General features: G+C 43.3%; 16 protein-coding genes and 1 pseudogene. 8 read left to right on the top strand and 9 right to left on the bottom strand.

The window, feature by feature from the left end; all coding sequences use genetic code 11:
* Positions 1–28 precede the first annotated feature (28 nt).
* Genes BMW94_RS05155 through BMW94_RS05145 form a run of 3 tightly spaced genes read left to right on the top strand, consistent with a single transcriptional unit; the run spans position 29 to position 3,461 of the window.
* Positions 29–1,633 carry a type 2 periplasmic-binding domain-containing protein gene (locus BMW94_RS05155; RefSeq protein WP_090995307.1) on the top strand — a complete coding sequence of 535 codons (1,605 nt, stop codon included), beginning with the start codon at positions 29–31 and terminating at the stop codon, positions 1,631–1,633.
* A 31-nt stretch (positions 1,634–1,664) separates the two neighbouring features.
* The gene (locus BMW94_RS05150; protein WP_090995306.1) at positions 1,665–2,555 is read left to right on the top strand and encodes an ABC transporter permease; all 891 of its coding nucleotides are present in this window, start codon (positions 1,665–1,667) and stop codon (positions 2,553–2,555) included.
* A gap of 15 nt (positions 2,556–2,570) precedes the next feature.
* Positions 2,571–3,461: a carbohydrate ABC transporter permease gene (locus tag BMW94_RS05145; RefSeq protein WP_090995305.1), complete on the top strand. Its 891-nt coding sequence runs from the start codon at positions 2,571–2,573 to the stop codon at positions 3,459–3,461.
* 108 nt (positions 3,462–3,569) lie between these two features.
* Here BMW94_RS05145 and BMW94_RS05140 read toward each other — a convergent pair whose 3' ends face one another.
* A complete protein-coding gene (locus BMW94_RS05140; RefSeq protein WP_090995304.1) occupies positions 3,570–5,312 on the bottom strand; it encodes a cache domain-containing sensor histidine kinase in 1,743 nt (580 codons plus the stop codon).
* Positions 5,313–5,334: 22 nt separating this feature from the next.
* Positions 5,335–6,957, bottom strand: coding sequence for a helix-turn-helix domain-containing protein (locus BMW94_RS05135; RefSeq protein WP_175480584.1), 1,623 nt, complete (start codon positions 6,955–6,957; stop codon positions 5,335–5,337).
* 213 nt (positions 6,958–7,170) lie between these two features.
* On the opposite strand from BMW94_RS05135, the gene BMW94_RS05130 reads away from it, so the two are divergent.
* Together BMW94_RS05130 and BMW94_RS05125 are read left to right on the top strand one after the other, a co-directional pair.
* Entirely contained in the window at positions 7,171–9,192 is a 2,022-nt protein-coding gene (locus BMW94_RS05130) for an ATP-dependent DNA helicase (RefSeq protein ID WP_090995302.1), read from the top strand.
* Between the two features lie 156 nt (positions 9,193–9,348).
* Positions 9,349–9,876 (top strand): DinB family protein, encoded by a 528-nt coding sequence (locus BMW94_RS05125; RefSeq protein ID WP_090995300.1) that lies wholly within the window; start codon positions 9,349–9,351, stop codon positions 9,874–9,876.
* Between the two features lie 3 nt (positions 9,877–9,879).
* On the opposite strand, the pseudogene BMW94_RS05120 reads toward BMW94_RS05125, so the two are convergent.
* The 3 genes and pseudogenes from BMW94_RS05120 to BMW94_RS05110 all read right to left on the bottom strand — a co-directional run bounded on the left by BMW94_RS05120 (position 9,880) and on the right by BMW94_RS05110 (position 11,957).
* Positions 9,880–10,760: pseudogene (locus tag BMW94_RS05120) on the bottom strand (NAD(P)H-dependent flavin oxidoreductase).
* A 234-nt stretch (positions 10,761–10,994) separates the two neighbouring features.
* Positions 10,995–11,459 carry a phage tail protein gene (locus tag BMW94_RS05115; protein ID WP_090995298.1) on the bottom strand — a complete coding sequence of 155 codons (465 nt, stop codon included), beginning with the start codon at positions 11,457–11,459 and terminating at the stop codon, positions 10,995–10,997.
* 18 nt (positions 11,460–11,477) lie between these two features.
* Complete coding sequence (locus BMW94_RS05110) at positions 11,478–11,957, bottom strand: GyrI-like domain-containing protein (protein WP_090995296.1); 480 nt, start codon at positions 11,955–11,957, stop codon at positions 11,478–11,480.
* A gap of 107 nt (positions 11,958–12,064) precedes the next feature.
* Between BMW94_RS05110 and BMW94_RS05105 the strand changes: the two genes are divergently transcribed.
* On the top strand, positions 12,065–13,027 hold the full coding sequence (locus BMW94_RS05105) for a helix-turn-helix transcriptional regulator (protein ID WP_090995294.1): 963 nt from the start codon (positions 12,065–12,067) through the stop codon (positions 13,025–13,027).
* 41 nt (positions 13,028–13,068) lie between these two features.
* Here the strand turns inward: BMW94_RS05105 and BMW94_RS05100 are convergent, their stop codons facing one another.
* On the bottom strand, positions 13,069–13,980 hold the full coding sequence (locus BMW94_RS05100) for a helix-turn-helix transcriptional regulator (protein WP_090995293.1): 912 nt from the start codon (positions 13,978–13,980) through the stop codon (positions 13,069–13,071).
* Between the two features lie 106 nt (positions 13,981–14,086).
* On the opposite strand from BMW94_RS05100, the gene BMW94_RS05095 reads away from it, so the two are divergent.
* Positions 14,087–14,551: a VOC family protein gene (locus BMW94_RS05095; protein ID WP_090995291.1), complete on the top strand. Its 465-nt coding sequence runs from the start codon at positions 14,087–14,089 to the stop codon at positions 14,549–14,551.
* An 88-nt stretch (positions 14,552–14,639) separates the two neighbouring features.
* On the opposite strand, the gene BMW94_RS05090 is transcribed toward BMW94_RS05095, so the two are convergent.
* Entirely contained in the window at positions 14,640–15,623 is a 984-nt protein-coding gene (locus BMW94_RS05090) for an aldo/keto reductase (RefSeq protein ID WP_090995287.1), read from the bottom strand.
* A gap of 186 nt (positions 15,624–15,809) precedes the next feature.
* Here BMW94_RS05090 and BMW94_RS05085 point away from each other — a divergent pair, with 186 nt between their 5' ends.
* Entirely contained in the window at positions 15,810–16,691 is an 882-nt protein-coding gene (locus BMW94_RS05085; protein ID WP_090995284.1) for a LysR family transcriptional regulator, read from the top strand.
* A 173-nt stretch (positions 16,692–16,864) separates the two neighbouring features.
* On the opposite strand, the gene BMW94_RS05080 is transcribed toward BMW94_RS05085, so the two are convergent.
* Together BMW94_RS05080 and BMW94_RS05075 are read right to left on the bottom strand one after the other, a co-directional pair.
* Complete coding sequence (locus BMW94_RS05080) at positions 16,865–17,833, bottom strand: hypothetical protein (protein WP_090995273.1); 969 nt, start codon at positions 17,831–17,833, stop codon at positions 16,865–16,867.
* Positions 17,830–18,324: an RNA polymerase sigma factor gene (locus BMW94_RS05075; protein ID WP_064637406.1), complete on the bottom strand. Its 495-nt coding sequence runs from the start codon at positions 18,322–18,324 to the stop codon at positions 17,830–17,832. The genes BMW94_RS05080 and BMW94_RS05075 overlap by 4 nt, the downstream gene beginning before the upstream one ends.
* Positions 18,325–18,521: the final 197 nt, after the last annotated feature.

The raw sequence follows: 18,521 nt of genomic DNA, 5'->3' as shown, positions 1-18,521 counted from the left end.
CACATATGACGCTTAAGGGGGAAAGGAAATGAACAAGAAAACCAAGACTTTACTGTTGTCTTTATGCCTGTCGACCTTATTGGTCGCCGCCTGTACGAATGGAAGCAGCACCGAGAAAAGTACATCCAATACCGATTCGGATGCCAACGAGGGCGGAATAACAACCATTCACACCGTGACGTCAGAATATTCTTCTGCCAAATATCCAAAGGGAGATGATATTACAAACAATGTGTGGATCAAGCGATACAAAGAGCAGTTTAATATTGATGTCAAAACAGACTGGGTCAGCGATGAGTATGATACCAAATTGAATTTGGCTATAGCATCGAATGATCTCCCCGACGTGTTTAGGGTTAATCCATCACAATTAAGGCAGCTAGTCGAAGCAGACATGGTAATGGACCTTACCGATGTCTTTGAACAGCACGCTTCAGAACGTCTCAAAGGCTACATGGAAACGGACGCGGACAGCTATGAGTCTGGTAAGAAGGAAGGCAAGCTGTATGGAATACCGCAGATGCACTGGGGATTAATTGATCAACCAGACTTCATCTGGATTCGGAACGATTGGAAAGAAGAACTGGGTCTCCAAGATCCGAAATCGGTGGAAGACATCAAGAACATTGCACTCAAATTTATGGAAAAGCATGGCGGATATGGCATAGCAGTAGATCAATCGCTTGATTACCTCAACCTGCTCGCCATTGCTTGGAATGCGCATCCAGATATGTGGATGGAGGATAACAGTGGGAAATTAGTGTATGGCTCAGTCCAGCCTGAGATGAAGAATGCACTGGCTGAGTGGTCGGAATGGTACAAGCAAGGTATCATTGATCCGGAATTTGCAATCAAAGACTTTAATGCGATGAACGCGGATATCGTAGCCGGCAAAGTGGGCGTACAGCCTTATTACCAGTGGTGGGGTTATAATCCTGGTGTTGATACAGTAGCCAATCTAGGTAAAGACGCGATCTTTTATCCGTATATCATCCCTACCATTGATGGTAAGGAAGCGAAACAATCCATCTTCTTCGCCAACAACAATTATATTGTCATGAAAAAGGGATTTAAGAGCCCTCAAGAAGTAATTAAGATTTTGAATGACTATGCTTATATCGTTGATGAAGGCAATGGTAAGGAATCCAAAGAAACACTATCCGCTTTGCTCGACAATGATATTGCCCATGTGGTCGGGGCGTTCCGTGTACTTAATCCGAATTCAGATTACGAGCAGTTCGAGGCTGTATCAGCAGCCCTTCAATCCGAGGATACCAGTGGGCTCACAACTTCGGGAATGTGGCAGAAATATAACAACAGCGTTGAGTTTATGAAGAATGCAACACCGGGAGCAGTTGGTGATTATCTGCAACAGGGTGCTCCAAAGAATGCGTATGGTCTGGCTAAGAAAGTACTCGATAGCGAGAACTACACAAAGACGGCGCTATGGGGTGTTTCACCGGAGGTGCTGTCGAGCTACGGTACTACGCTGGATGATATCCTGACAGAAGGCTTCACCAAGATTATCATGGGCAGCGAACGTATCGATTATTTCGATGTTGTCGTCCAGAATTGGCGAGCAGCCGGAGGCGATGAAGCGACTCAGGCAGTCAATGACGCCTACGGAAAATAATAATACGGTTGCCAAGAACGGAGGAATATGAATGCTGAGCAAATGGAAGCAGCAAAGCCCCTACCATCTCATGTTGATCCCGAGCCTAGTCTTGGTCTTCATCTTTAGCTACATCCCTTTTTATGGGCTTATTATTGCATTTCAAAAATACAATCCGGGTCTCGGCTTCAACTCGCCGTGGGTAGGATGGGACAATTTTTCGCATGTATTTAGTCAGCCGAACTTCGTAAGAACCATCTGGAATACGCTGTATATGTCCGTCTTCAAGATTATCGGGGGCATTATCGTGCCTGTTATTTTCGCATTACTGCTTAACGAAGTGCTGCACAGTGGTGTCAAACGTACATTTCAAACACTCGTATACATTCCGAACTTCCTCTCTTGGGTCATTATGGCCGGCATCATGCTGGATATACTTAGCTCCGATGGCATCATTAACACATTTCTAGGCGTATTCGGGATTGCACCAATCTCTTTTCTGGGCACACCGTCCATATTCCCTTGGACCATGATTGTGAGTGATATCTGGAAAGGCTTCGGATTCGGCACGGTTGTATATCTAGCAGCTCTGACCAGTATTGACCCTGGTCTATATGAGGCTGCGGTAATTGATGGAGCCAAACGATGGAAGCAGACCATCTACATCACATTGCCCCTCCTCATGCCAACGATTGTCTTAATGACTGTGTTGTCACTTGGTAACGTCCTCAATGCCGGATTCGATCAAATCTATAACCTATATTCCCCTGTCGTGTATCAGACTGGAGATATAATTGATACCTATGTATACCGTCTAGGAATTCAGCAGGCACAGTATTCGATTGGTACGGCTGTCGGATTATTTAAATCCATCATTTCCAGTGTTCTCGTTGCCGTATCGTACATTCTGGCTTACAGAGTGGCTGGCTATCGTATCTTCTAAGGAGGAACGTTCATTATGATCTATGATAAAAGTATGAGCAGGCGTGTATTTCTTTTATTAAACTACACCATATTGCTTCTAATCTCTCTCCTATGTATCCTGCCGTTTATCAACCTGCTGGCTGTTTCATTCAGCAGCAGCGCAGCTGTATCTGCGGGAAATGTTACGTTCTGGCCCGTTGAATTCACGACTAAGGCTTATGAATTTGCATTAACTGGAGGGTCATTTTTCTCCTCTCTCTGGGTGGCGATCCAACGAACCGTTCTCGGAACGTTGGTAAATCTGGTGCTGATCGTGCTCACCGCCTATCCCTTATCCAAATCCAAACAAAAGTTGATGGGCCGTAATATCTATATGGGATTTTTCATTGTGACCATGTTATTTAGCGGAGGATTAATTCCTACCTATCTGGTGGTCGTCAAAATGGGATTGATTGATTCGATTTGGTCTCTGATTCTGCCCGGAGCTCTGCCTGTGTTTAGTATGATTATTCTTATGAATTTCATTAGAGGTTTGCCAGAGGAGATTGAAGAATCAGCGATCATCGACGGTGCCGGGCCTGTGCAGGTATTGCTTCGTATTCTATTGCCACTCCTCAAGCCCGCTCTCGCAACGGTCGGTTTGTTCAGTATCGTCGGCCATTGGAATTCATGGTTCGATGGCATTATCTATATGAACAATCCAGCCAATTATCCATTACAAAGCTACCTGCAGACCCTGCTGCAGAGCTTTGAGCAAATCATGCTGAAATCTGGATCAGACTATACTCAATTGTTATCCATGATGAACGCCAGAACTGGGCGCGCCGCTCAAATGTTCCTGGGTGCCATCCCGATTTTGCTCGTTTATCCGTTCTTACAGAAATACTTTACCAAGGGTTTGGTACTCGGTAGCGTCAAGGGATAACCAAAAGGGCTTGCAGTTAATTCTGCAAGCTCTTTGCGTGTGTTTAACCTACGAAACACAGTTGGAATCGTTCTACTATGGTAAACGTATGCATGATTATTTCTATGACTACAGTGTTTCTTTGATGGCAGGTAGCAGAATGATAAAAGTCGTACCTTCTCCAATCTGACTAGCCACCTGTATTCCATAAGGCTTGCCAAAATGAAGTTGAATACGCCGCTGCACATTATGCAGGCCGATTCCTGTTCCTTTGTCTGCTTCGAGCTTATCTTCCATAAAGTTCTGGATCGTATGTTGATCCATACCAATGCCATTATCGCAGACTTCGATCACAATATCACTGCCCCGTGGTTGAATTCGAATGGTAATGACTCCGTCTTCTTCAAGCTCGGCCAGACCGTGAAAGATTGCATTCTCCACAATGGGCTGCAGAATCATTTTGGGCATACGATAATCGAGCAGTCTATCCTCAATCTCATATTTCATCTGAATACAGTCGTAGTACCTGACATTCTGGATCGTCACGTAATTCGCTATATTATCGATTTCTTCACGAATCGTTACGAGGGTTCCATCGGATCTTGTGGCATAACGAAGCATCGAGATTAATGCATCGGTCATTTCCACGATTTTTTCAGCCTGCTGCATGGAGGCGATCCATTTCACTGAACCCAGAGTATTATACAGAAAATGAGGCTTGATCTGGTCGTGAAGCGCACGCATCTCGGCCTTTGCCTTCTCTATTTCTTCCTGTTGCATCCGCTCAACCATACGCTTCAATTCATGTGACATCTTGTTAAATCGAACCGATAAATGCCCAATCTCATCGCGAGAACGAATATGTTCAACTTGTTCAAACTGCCCCTTCTCGACCAAGGAGATATTGCGCAGCAGCTTCTTGATGGGGGTGGTGATGACATGAGATAGAAAAATCGAAATAATGGCAGCAAAAAGAACCAGGACAATGGACAGTGTCACCAGATTATGCCCTAATATTTTGCCGTCGGCAGTCAGCTCATCCAAAGGCATGTATAAGTAAGTAGTCCATTTCTGCTGACTAAGTGGACTGGTCACCACAACATTTAATGATTCGGGAGGACGAACGTTGTCCCGGAACAATGTACCGATTAAGCGGTCATTCACGTTATATACAATTTTGTCATTCTCATCCACAATCATGAACCTGGAACGCAGCCCTTCCTGCAAGTTACGATTAACGATTTCGATGAACTTTATATCAATGCTGACGACAATCACGCCAAGCAGTTCCCCGCTAGCCACATCATGAATTTTACGAGCGTGTGACACTGCCAGAATTTTATTCTCCAATTGCTCATCGATTCGGGTTGTCAATGTGATGGTACGATCATTATCATGCATGAATTTTTTAAACCACAATTCGTTCGCCACTTTGAAGTCCGGGTCAATAGGCTGGTTAGGGCTGACGAACAGATTTTGTCCCCCGTTCAAATTATAGAGGTAAATGGAAAATACGCGATCCTTCATCATGATATAATTCATCAAAATATTGTATGCGGCAATCTCATTTTGTTCATCACCCTCTCGCAGGAAATCCTGGATCGGAAAGCTTCCTTCATGGGTTGCAGATAAATTGTCGCTCAGTCCATTGCTGGCAAGCAGTGTGATTTTCTCAATCTCCTTTAGGAACTCATCGATGCGAATATTCGTCTGCTTGGCCAGATCGGTGAGCAGATTGGTATAATTCTGTGCCAATAATCGTTCAGAGGAATAATACGAACTGATCGTCATCACAAGTACGGGAAGAATGATGACTGTAATGCATATCACCATGATTTTGTACTTGATGGGGAAGAGCCGGGAATGCCTCATATGCTGCACCTCTATTCACGGATTACATGAATTCCTGCTGTCGTTCTCGATATTCCTCAGGAGTGAATCCTACCGATTTTTTGAAAATCTTACTGAAGTACGTGTAATTATGGTAGCCCACCTTGTCAGCGATTTCATATACTCTCAGTTCCCTGCTCAATAGGTAAGCCTTGGCATGTTCAATCCGAACTCGTGTCAGGTATGCGATGAAGTTCTCTCCTTTTTCCTGCTTAAACAATCGGCTGAGATACGAAGGATTGACACTGATCTGGCTAGCAATACTTTGCAACGAAATATCCTCGGCATAATACTTGTCCATTAACTCAATGGCGAGGTCTGTGTAGGAACGCTCCTGCATAATCAGGGAATCGGTTTTAAAGTAATACGAAATATGAGCCAGCATATCCTGGTGAATATCCTCCCAATACTCTCCTTTCAAAACGATTTCGTAAGGCGATCTCTCGGTAAAGGAAGGCCTGCCTCGTTCAATAGCTCGTGAGAGATGGGAGTGTATGGTCTCCATCACCCTGATATATTGCTTGCGAATACTGCTCTCATCTGCTTCTTGCACCTCCAGGTTAGAGCGAATTTCTTCAAGGAATTCCTCCGCCTTTTGGTTATCTTTACTCACCCATAACTTGAGGAAATTTCGTTCTTGCTCTGGACTGAGCATTCCATTCACTTCTTTCCGAGCTGGAGCTTGAATCACGTCCGCGTAATACAGTATCTGATTACTGCCTTTAAAGAAACTTTGCCTTAGAGCGAATTCCGCTTCTCGACACGCCTTTCTTATGCCGTGGAAACCGGAAACGATTGTACTTACACCCGCTGAGAGTGACAAATTCATAAAATCCTTGATTGAAGACAGAAGCTTATTACATAGTTTGTTTAGATCGGCTTGCACAGACTCACTCCCAGGAAGAACATTGACAATAACCCAATATTCAGATGAGCTTTCCACAAAAATCTCTTTCTCCCATTTGGATGGAATGATCTCTTCCATAATATTCAGAATAGAGAATCGAAGTAGCTTTTCCCCCTTCTCGACATATTTCCTCTTCGCCTCCTCGTAATAATTCACAATAAACTGGATGACCACCAACTTGTCTGATCGTAAACGTAAATGTATTTCTTCAGCTTTGGCAGCCATATCTTTCTCATTTATGAATCCGCTTACAACATCTTGGAAGAAGCCGTCTTTGAGATGTCTCAGGCTCTTGGAATGGTCATGTGTCATAAATGGTACGTTGGTCTGAGTGCCACGTTCACTTTGTAGTTTTTCTTCAATGGTGGTAAGCAAATCAACTAGAGAGGTTTCTGTAATCTCACTTTTAATCAAGTAGTCTACAGCCCCAAGCTTCAGTGCCTCTTTTGCATAATGAAATTCGTCAAAATTACTCAGGATGACATATTTGCAGGTTTTCAGTAAACAAGATGCCTCTTGTATGAGCTCTAACCCATCCATGATCGGCATCTTGATATCGGTAATAATTAGATCAGGGTTCACTTCTAGCGCGAGTTCCAACGCTTCCTTCCCGTTCCCCGCTTCTCCAGCAACATAGAAATTGTACTCTTCCCAATTCAGCATGGAACGAATTCCAACCCGCATGAGCAGTTCATCCTCTACGATCATCAGTTTATACATGAGCATCCTCCAACATGAACCATTTTCACTATTTTACCATTAATTCAATTATTGCAGGTGTATTTAGAAAGGAAGAATGAAGCTCTTCATATTGCATTTGAAAGCCTTCTTCCTTATGAACACTTGACTGTTATCTCACCATCTAAGATAATTACAGTTTGACTAAAAAATTCCTTACAAGAAGATCATTCATTTGGAAGAGGGGCGATCGTTATGAATTGGTTAAATGAACTCTATACGATAAATAAGCGGGAATCGAAAAGGGAAATCGAACGTTCTTTGGTTAACGCCATCTTCCGAATCTATGATCGGTTCCCTCGAATTGGTCTTAGAGAGCGAATCGGGCAGCAAGAAATGTCTCTCGATATAGCCGATGCTTATCTCCATGGACATAATGCCATGATTGAAGCTGGTGTCGGAATCGGCAAGTCTTTTGGCTACTTGATCCCAAGCCTGCTCACGAATCAAATGTCGCAGAAACCGGTCATTATAGCTACATCCTCCATTCAGCTTTCGGAACAGATACATAAAGATTTAAGGGTCATTGGTAGCCGGTTGGGCTTTACGACGGTTCGCTCCGTTGTGGGCAAAGGTATGGGCCAGTATGCCTGCCGAAGCAGGGCAGCGGAATTGATCCGGCCTGATGATCCGAACGCCTCACTGTCTACCCTTGCCCAGCGCATATTAGATTATGAAATTGATGAAAGAGCCGATATTAAAGCTGGAATTAGTGATGCCGAATGGTCCAACGTTTCCGTAAATGATTGCAAATTTGAACGTTGCCATCATAAAAATGCATGCTTGTTTTATGATATGAGGGCTAAATTAAATGCAAAGGCTCATGAGATTGATTTTATTATCGTGAACCAGGACCTGCTCATACGGGATTTGATGAAGAAAAAAGAAGGAACCAAGAGTATCATCTCAGAACAGCCTGCTCTGATCGTCATTGATGAAGCGCATAATCTGGAAGCAAAAGTTCGAGATGCCAGAACACTTGAGTTCACTTATCGGGGAATCTGCCGCATTCTGGATAACACTGTGCAGCTTCTCACGAAGCAGTCCGGGGATAAAGGTCTCTTCTCACAATCCAATTTTATAAAAAAATGTGTTGAACGCATCTTCCAACAAATAAACGCGGATCTGCTCCACCATGCCAAGCAGGATAGCGACCGTATAAAAGTGTCGGAGATCAAAGGAATACCGTTATATCAAGTCTCGAACGATTTGAAAGATCTTAGTCTTCGCCTTTCCATTTTGACCTCCCGTCACGAACGGGAGATTGATGACGCTTTTGAAGCTATAAACGGGCTTATTACCCTCATCCATGTTTTGGCTGAAATAGAGGATAACTATCTCATATGGGCAAGCAGTCCCTTGGGAGTAGCCACGATCAGCATCTGTCCCAAAGATATAAGCCAATTTCTGAAGTATGCTTTATTTAATGGCAAGGCGCCTGTTATCCTAACGTCGGCAACGCTGTGCCAAGGCGGGGATACGCTGGAGGAACAATACTCTTATTTGACGCAGTCCCTCGGTTATAAGGGGGATTTTATGGATCGAAAATCCTCCCCTTTTGATTACACCAACCATACCATGATGTACATCTCGAACGTAGTCCCATATTACCACCATGAACAACGCGAAAACTATCTTGAAGCAGCCTACAACGAATTGGTTCAACTCTGTGATTTAACACAAGGAAGAACGATCGTCCTTTTTTCAGCAAAGGAGGACATGAAGTACATTCATAAGAAGCTGATTTCAAGGCCTGATGAATATACATGGGCAGTCCATGTTCAAAAAGAGGGATCTTCCCAGGACAGTGTCATCACCGAATTCAGGAAAAGCAAAGGTGTACTCCTTAGTACCGGTGTCTTCTGGGAAGGTGTGAATATTGAGGGTCCCGACCTGTCGCAGGTCATTATTTTCCGGCTGCCCTTCCCTGTTCCATCCGATCCTATTTATGAATATAAGGCATCTGTATCGGAAAATCCGTTCATGGAAGTGTTCGTACCAGACATGCTTCTTCGGTTACGGCAAGGAACGGGTCGCTTGATTCGTAGTGAAACGGATCTAGGCATACTCAGCATACTGGACTCCCGTCTCAGCGCAGCGGCAAAAAAGAGTTACCGGGAACAGGTGCTGGACACGCTGCCATTCAAAGAAGTGACTGAGGATTTTTCGATTTTGGAGAAATTTGTCCAACAAAAAGCGATACGACGTACGGATTGAAAGTGGAACAACCAAATCATATAACTGCTCATATAACTGCTTAAATCACATCAAAGAGCTCATCCGCCATAAAGCGGAGGGGCTAATTTCAATGCTGAAAGTAAGATATATGCTACAATATATTCCAGATCTAAGAATCCCAAAGGAGGCATTTACATGGTTGAAAGACCGACTACAGAGGAGTATGCAGCTTTTTATGAAGGGTACATCCAGCTTGTTCCTGAAGGGAACATCATCGAAAGGTTAGAGCAGCAGGCCAACATCGTACAAACTTTGCTTTCTTCATTAACAGAGGAGCAAGCAAACTATCGTTACGCCGAAGGCAAATGGAGCGTGAAGGAGGTCATCGGCCACCTTTTGGATAACGAACGCATCATGAGCAGTCGATTGCTTCGCATCGCCAGAGGTGACAAAACGAATCATCCCGGCTACGATCAGGACGTGCTTATGCAGAACCATCCTTTCAACGCATATACCGCAGCCGATTTGAACGAGGAATATGCCGTCACACGCCGCTCAACCATTCTTATGCTCCGTCACCTCACGCCGGAAGCTTGGCTCTGCAGAGGGATCGTCAGTGATAATCCTGCTTCGGCTCGATCAATCGCATTTGTTATGGCTGGACATGAGCTCCACCATTTGTCAGTACTTCGCGATCAATATTCGCTGGATGTGAAATTATAATCACTACTGAATGATAGCTCTGGCTTCTTCTACAATTTGATTAATGATATCGCCTGCAGATTGGTTATTTGTTAACATTCTCGTGCCCTGACCTGCCCAAAGGGCCATATACTCGGGATTATTTTGCTTAGCAGAAGCATTCCTGATCTCGCGAGTTAATGTATTTTGGGTAGGGAAGGTTAACGGCTTAATACTGGATGCTTCCCAATGTTATATAAAGTCGTTCTTGATGCCACGCGCTGGCCGGCCAGAAAAGGCATTTGTAATTACGGTGCTTTCCTCTGTGCTATCAAGCAGTGCACGTTTATATACCTCATGTGCGCCAGACTCTATTGATGTCAAGAAACGAGTCCCCATTTGCACCCCTTGTGCTCCCAAAGCGAGTGAAGCCACCAGTCCTCTGCCATCCATAATTCCGCCGGCAGCAATGACTGGAATATGGACGTGATCTACAATTTGTGGGACAAGTGCCATGGTTCCGATATTTGCTCCACTGGGCTGTGATGATACATCAAAAGTTCCTCGATGCCCTCCTGCTTCACTAGCTTGTCCAACAATGACATCACATCCGCGCTTCTCTGCTTGAATAGCTTCCTCTACCGTGGTGACCATATTCATAATTTTGATCCCTAACGATTTTGCCTTCTGCATATGATGCTCGGAAAGTAATCCAAACGTTGTACTAATAATCGGAACTTTTTCGTCCAACAAGATGCCAAACTGTGATCCGGTCCAACATGAGCAAAAATATTTACGGCAAACGGTGCTTGCGTCCGTTTTTTGATCTCGTGTATAGCGTTTCTTAGTTCCTCAGGACTCATATAAGCAGCGCCTAACGTCCCTAACCCACCTGCATTAGAAACCGCAGCCACTAAAGGTGCCATGTTTGCAATACCCGCCATCCCCGCAAGAACGATTGGATAACGAATATTGAAGCTTTCACAGAACTTACTGTTTAATTGAATAGACATCGAGGTTCCCTCCTCATCAATTCAGATTCCATTCTTTATAGTTTATTTCAGTAACGACCATATTTGTTAAACGAAAATAAAGCGATAGCTCAATGCTATAGCTTTATCTCCCCAAGTTGGGTATATTCAAGACGCGATTTATCCTCTTTAATAATCTCTCTTGATTACAAAAAATGAGCCCCGAATCGTTCCAGCTAACTTGGATTTCTGTCTGGCAAACTTAAACTTGCCTTCTAACTCCGCTGGAACTTCCATCCCTTCAGAAAGCTTAAAACCAACGGCCCGCTTCTTAGGGTCATCCACCGTATACATGACATTGAGTCCAAGACCATCTTCATAAAAGACGTAGGAAAATCGAATGTTTTCCACTTGAAAAGCCGACGTTTCCAAGGGCTTGGCCGCAAACTCAATATCACGTTCTTCCTTCAAAACTCGCTTCACGTAGTCCAGAGTGTCCTGACTTTCGCTAGCAGGAACAACCGTAAATTCATGCTTATATTTGTTCATAAAATAACGGGCTTCATTCGCACGCAAACCTGCAAGCGCTGCTGCTACTGGTGAGGACTCTAAGCCGACCGTAGACACATTTTTAAAATCAACGATATATGACAATCCGATCTCTCCTACACCTTATTTCCTAACAACAGGAATCCATATTTCACCAAAAAACAAGCCGTTTCGCTGCCCCATCTCAACCGTAGTATTGGGCCCACCAACATATGCATAATTCGTTTCCGCTGGTAGAACTTGTCCAAATGCAGCGCCAGTAAGGTTATTACTCAACTCATCAGATGTTGTCCCTTCCCCTTCAACGACCAGGTATTCTCCCTTGGGGAATTGGATCACTCTGGTTGCTTCTGGCAGTGTTTCTTCTGTCATGACACCCGCATAATGCATCATCTTGTTATTCACCGCTTCGTTCACGGCAAAAATATAGTCATTTGTCGCTATAGCTTTTAAAGCATCCAGGCTTCCATCTTCTTTCACAGCCGACCAAAAATCCGCCTTTTCTTTGTTAATACCAGCAAAGTCAGTGTAGTGGCTCTTAAGCTCAATTCCAATACCTAAAACGATAAAGCTGTCTTTTTCCTCAATATTATAATCACTCATTCGTAACACCGTCCTCTTTAAATTGATCAATGGATTTGTCTTTTGACTTGATGGGTTTATAATAACCTTAAATCATGTCAAATTATGATACTGTTTAGGGGGACCCGATGAAAAAAGTTGAACGGATTAATATCATCATGAGATATATCAACAATCGCGCTCGCTTTACCATTACTGAACTCATGCGGGAATTTAACATCTCTCGTTCGACCGCTATTCGAGATATCCGAGAAATTGAAGCTATGGGTATGCCGCTTGTCGCTGAAGTTGGGAGGGATGGCGGTTATTTTGTCATGAACAACTCTGTCCTGCCTACGGTCCGCTTTACGGATAATGAAATCAAAGCTCTTTTTCTCGCCTTTATGGCAACCCGAAATCAACAACTTCCTTATCTAAAGAGCCGTCAGTCTTTAACCGAAAAGTTACTGGGCCTCATCTCCGAAAATCAGCAAGATGACCTTGTTCTTTTAAATCAAATATTGCTTTTTGAAGGAACCAACCCCCATAATCCCGACTTGCTTGATCTGTCAGACCTGCCCCACCCTATGTTGGAAAAACTCATACAGCTTCTTCTTATAGAGAACTATCTGTTGGTTACCGTCCAAGAAGAGATGGAAATAAAGTCTTATCCCATTTATCTTTTGCACCTATATCGTGAAAAAAACCTATGGCTCATTGAAGGCTTTGACTTAGATGAAGAAAAGAGACGGATTTTATCTGTCGATAATCTCACCCATATAGAACCATTCCCTGTGAAAAAAAAGGTGAGTAAGAAAAAGATTTTAGAACAGCTAAGTAAGCAGGAAGAAATGATTAACCTTGTCCTTGAACTTGGTCCAAAGGCGATTGCACAGTTCAAGAAATACCATCCTTTAAAGTTTTCACTTTCTTATACGAACCCTTACCAAACTACAGCCGTTATAAAGACGTTTATCAATGTTCATCATGCAGAAGAATTAACCGAAATAACCAATTGGTTGCTTTTCTTAGGTGGAGATATCAAGGTCAAGGAGATGCCAGAAGAAATTTTAGCTGGTGTACAAGAGAGATTAAGCTTATATTGCCCCTAAGTAGTGGATCGTAGCATGCAACAGAATTAAAGTATGGGTTCTTAGACATATTTATTTATCATGGCATTCAGAAACTCTCGGAATTCTTCAACATATGCTTTAGGTTCTATGATTTGCAAATCCGTTCCAAAGCTAGCTAAAAACCGGAATCCAAAGTGGTTTTGCGGCATATCTATTTCGGCTATAAGCAGTTCGGAATTGTGAGCCTCAATCCTTTTTTGACCGTATCTTTCAATGAATTGATCTTTTATTCGATGTGAGATCAATACTTTAATTGTAATTAGACTCGGTTGATCATATTGCTCTGTTTTCTGTTCAGTCATATAATCTCTAGCAATAAATGTTTTAATGTCGATACTCAGATGATCCGTTCTGGACAGTTTAAACGTTCGATACTCCATTCGATCTAAACAAAACCCCTTCAAATACCAACTCATTTCGCTAAAATGTAGCTGATATGGCTCGACCCGCCTCTGCGACCTGACTCCACTTTGATCTATATAATCGAATGTAAGTAACCTTCCTTGCTCTATTGCTTCCTGACAGATCTTTAAGAGTTGTACAATTTCAGGACGACCATCCCAATTATAAAAAGACAGTTGAATTGTACCTCCCGAAGTCGTTGAACCTATCATCGATTCAATCTTCATAAGCGTTGATTCTACTTCGTCACTAAAGAGAATTTTTCCTAATCCGCCCAGTGCAGTTAGTATATTTTCTAAATCTTTGCTGCTTAAAAGTCGTTTGTCTATTTTATATTCGTCCATAATCCCGTATCCGCCGTTCACTCCATTTATAGCATAAATGGGAATGTTAGATAATCCAAGTGTTTCCATATCACGTAGAATCGTTCTTTTGGACACATTGAAAAATTTCGCAAATTCGGTGGCTGATACGACATTCTTTTGCAGCAAGATCATTATGATGGATATTAATCGTTCAATTTTATTCATGATCGTCCTCTTTAAAATATAATTTTTGAACAAAGCTAATAGGTGACAACTAAGCTGTCACCTATTATAGCTTACACTTCATGTATTACAAGAAGGAGGTTTTATCATGTCAGTTATTGCATATTTAAATTTTGATGGGAACACCGAACAGGTCATCGCGTTTTACTCAGAAGCTTTAAACGCAAGTGAGGTAAAAAAAGTAAAATTCAAGGATTTTTCACAAGATCCAAACTATCCATTGCCAGAAAATGAGTTGAATATGATTATGGAGTCATCGTTAGAATTCGCTGGTGGGAAAATAATGATGTCGGATGTTCTTCCTTCGATGAAGAATGTAACGGGTGAGCTGGTTAAAGGCAACAATGTAATCATTAGTATCATTATTGATGATAAACAGGCAATGAAAAACTACTTTTCTAAGTTGTCTGTAGGTGGTTATGTGATCATGCCTTTATCAGAAATGCCTTGGTCTTCCTGCTTCGGAATGTTGGTTGATAAATTTGGTATCGTTTGGAAGTTTAATCGCGACGCTGATACCTTCCTGGATAGCGTGATTTCTAACAAACAATAAATCATTCTCTATAAGAGAATCTCTCCGCCTTTACACATCAAACACCCCACCACGAATTATTTAAGGTGGGGTGTTTAATGCTCCTCTGTTAATTGCCTGTCTTTTTCTTTTCAGATTCGGGATAGCGGTCACCAACAATTTGGATCTTGCTAATCTCATCATTAATTGTCATCAATTCTTGCTCGGTGAAGACAATATCGGTTGCTGCAACATTTTCTGAGATTCTACTGACATTTGTTGTGCCTGGGATAGGTACAATAGAGGGTTTCTGAGCAAGAATCCATGCTAGTGCAATTTGCGCTGTGGTTACATTTTTCTTCTCAGCCAGCTTACTCAGATACTGAACAACCACCTGATTTGCTTCCATCGCTTCCTTTGTAAACCGCGGAAGCTCGCCCCTGTTGTCGTTCTCCGTGAATGAAGCATTCTTGTCTAATTTCCCGGTAAGAAATCCACGACCCAGGGGACTATAGGCTACCAAACCGATCCCCAATTCATCGAGTACGGGAAAAATGTCTCTTTCCAGCTCTCGCCACCACATCGAGTATTCACTTTCCACTGCCGTCAGTGGTTCAACGTTATGCGCACGACGAATCGTTGTAGCGCTCGCCTCTGACAAACCCCAGTGGAGAATCTTACCTTCTTTTTTCAGCTTTTGCATCGTCAACGCCACATCTTCAATTGGAACCTTTGGATCAACACGGTGGATGTAGTATAAATCGATATAATCTGTTTTTAATCTTTTTAATGATCCTTCAACTGAACGAATAATGGATTCTGGACGGCTGTCCAGTTCATTTGTTGTGCTAGCAATTTTATGGCCTCCTTTCGTTGCAATCTGTACCTTATGCCGACGCCCTGTGAGCGCCTCACCAACAAGCTCCTCATTGGTGTAAGGCCCATAAACCTCCGCTGTATCAAACATCGTGATGCCAGCATGAATAGCTGAGTGTACAACGGATATCATTTCACCCCGGTCTTTTGCCGGTCCCCGATGGTAGTTCAGCCCCATACATCCAAATCCAACTTCAGAGGTTTCCAAACCGTTGACTCCCAAAATTCTTTTCTTCATCATCGTTTCCTTTCTTAACCGTATTTTTTATCAGGCTTATAAATTTGTGTAAGAGTATCTACTCCTATGGTAATTTCCAAAGTGAAAGATTTCTAATACCTATGATGAATGTTTTATCATGCCTAATATGTATCGTATAATAATCTGTAAGTTATCCATTAGTGGACTTATGGAAGGATGATTAGAATGGATATTCGTGTTTTGAAGTATTTTTTAACTGTGGCTAACGTAGGCAATATAACAAAAGCAGCAGAAATCCTTCACATTACACAACCAACACTAAGCCGACAGCTTATGGATCTTGAAGAAGAGCTGGGTACTCGTTTGTTTATACGGGGCAAGAGGCAAATTACGCTGACCGATAGCGGGCTACTTTTTCAACAACGGGTAAAAGAAATTATTTCCCTTCTAGATAAGACAGAAAGAGATCTGGCAGAACAGAAAGATTTGATTGGTGGCGTTGTTTCTATTGGATGTGTTGAGTCCACCGTTTCTAGAGCGTTGCCAGAATTATTAGAGGAATTCTCCAATCGGCACCCTAGGGTACAATATGAATTGTACAGCGCAGATGGAGATGACATTAGAGAGAAACTTGATCGAGGGAATATCGATATCGGTATATTTTTGGAACCCATTGAAGCTGCAAAGTATGAATATATTCGATTACCTTATGAGGAAAAGTGGGGGATTCTGATGAGACGTGATGATCCTCTGGCTCAGAAAACATCTATTGGTATTGAAGATATTCTTGCTTTACCCTTAATTCCGCCCCGACGCACAATTGTACAAAATGAGATTGCAAGCTGGCTTGGAGTTGAGAATGATAGCCTGTCAATTTTTGCATCACATAATTTACTGACGAATGCTATGCTGTTGGTAGAACGGAAACTTGGATATGCCATTTGTGTGAGTGGATCTTATACGATCCGGGAAAGTAGTCGTACTTGTTTTGTTCCATTTGAACCTGAACGAACCACTAGTCATGTACTCGCTTGGAAAAAGAATAAAATATTCAGTTCAGCTACTGCACACTTTATTCAGTTTATAAAAGATACCTATCAAACTTAATCTCCATGATTATTAAAATAACCCAAAGCCCACGTACTGCTCCAACTTGAGCAATACATGGGCTTTTACGATCTTAATTCATCTGAACAGTTAGGTGACCTTCTCCGGTATTTTTGGATTCAGCATCAAGTCATCTCCCTAATCCTAAATGTTCATCAATCGCTAGCTTCGCCTTACTCGCCCAGGCTGTTCCAGAACGCTTGGAAGGCACCTTTCTCGATTTCGAAGAAGACCGGTACATTGCCGTAACGCACCAGACCTTCCCCAAACAGGACGAATTGGACCTGCGTCTTATCTTCGAGCGTCAGGTAGATGATCTTGCGATTTTCCTGCCCGTAAAGGCGCTCCTCCAGTTCAGGGCTTGTTGCTATCGGTTTAGCCGCGTAAAGCGCTGAGATAAAGCTGTTAAGCGCTTTGTCCGCTGCGAGCGGCTGCAGCTGCTGCAAGCCGTTGTTCCAGCTGGCGAAGGTCTCCCACTGCGCAGAAGTGACGTTGCCTTCGAGGTGAAGCTTGCCGATCAGGTCTTCGCCGCTGCTGATAGTGATGCCGTTGCTCTGGTCAAACAGTTGGGCATATACCTGACCATCGATCTCGGTGTAAGACATGATACGGAAATTCGTGTCGTAGCCGTTGACCGCATAGATGTCCGCTTCTCCAATGTTGGAGGCCAGCTCCGTGTACTCACCCTTGTCGCTCAGCTCATGAATGCCCCCTGTTGTAGTACCGAGCTTCTCGCCTCGCAGGGCAAGCGCATCCGTACCGTCAAGCGATGTAGCAGACTGTGTATAGACGTTGCCCTGATAAACCACCAGTTGAAGCATATCGGCCTTCACGCCGTTCTTTGAATCCGGCAGCTCTGTCTTCGGAATCACCACAGGGTCGAATGATGCGCCCGGAGTGACCTGTGCCACCTGCGTCGCTGGCGCGGCCGGGCCGCTCACTTGCTGCCATATGCTTGGCGCCGCGAGTCCAACACTGGCAGCAATGACGACGCTCGCTGCAATATATAGAGGTTTTCGCTGGCGCTTTTGTTCATGGCGTTGTGTGTTCAAGGTTTGCTCTATCCGTTTTTTCATTTGGTCATTTGTTTTCATATGGTCCACCGCTTTCTTATAATTTCGTTTGAATTGTTCCTCGTTCATTGGGGTTCTTCTCCTTCCAGCTCCAGTTTTAACAGCTGTCTTCCCCGCTTCAATCGCATCTTCACTGCAGACTCGCTGATCTGCAGAATCTCGCCGATTTCCCGGATCGGATAATCTTCGTAATAGTACAAATGAACCACCGATCTATACTTGACGGGCAGTGACAACACGAGTTCGATCAGTGCCTGATCTTCGGGGTCGTCTGTCGTAAGGGGATCTGCTCCCTCCAACTTGACCTCCCGTTTGCGCCAGCCTCTGCCTAATAAGGATTTACAATGATTGGTGATGACCCGGATCAACCATGCTTTCTGATGCTCTGCATCGTTGAATATAGGGGCTTTTTCCATTAACTTGATGAAGGTATCCTGAGTGGCTTCCTCCGCGTCCTCTCTCCTGCCGAGGTGCACCATGGCAATCCGGAACAGCGTATCCGCGTAAGTCTCATAGACTTTCATCATATGATCTCCCCGTTGGGGCATTGATCGCTGCATGGTTGTTCTGCCCTCCTTTATATCTCTAACACTCTCAAGGACGTCATTTGGTCACATTTTGTTGTAAATTTAATATTTAGATATTTTTCAAACGAGTGACCAGATCAACCTCTTGTTCTCAAGGACGGATATAGATTTGTAAAATAAAATAATAAAAAGCCGCTAAAATAGCGACTTTGAAGATTAAAATCCAATTG

Origin of the sequence: Paenibacillus sp. OK003 (genome assembly GCF_900109515.1) — a bacterium.
Taxonomy (GTDB): Bacteria; Bacillota; Bacilli; order Paenibacillales; family Paenibacillaceae; genus Paenibacillus; species Paenibacillus marchantiae.
The sequence above is the reverse complement of the archived record's forward strand: the minus strand, read 5'-3'. Positions and strand labels throughout refer to the sequence as shown.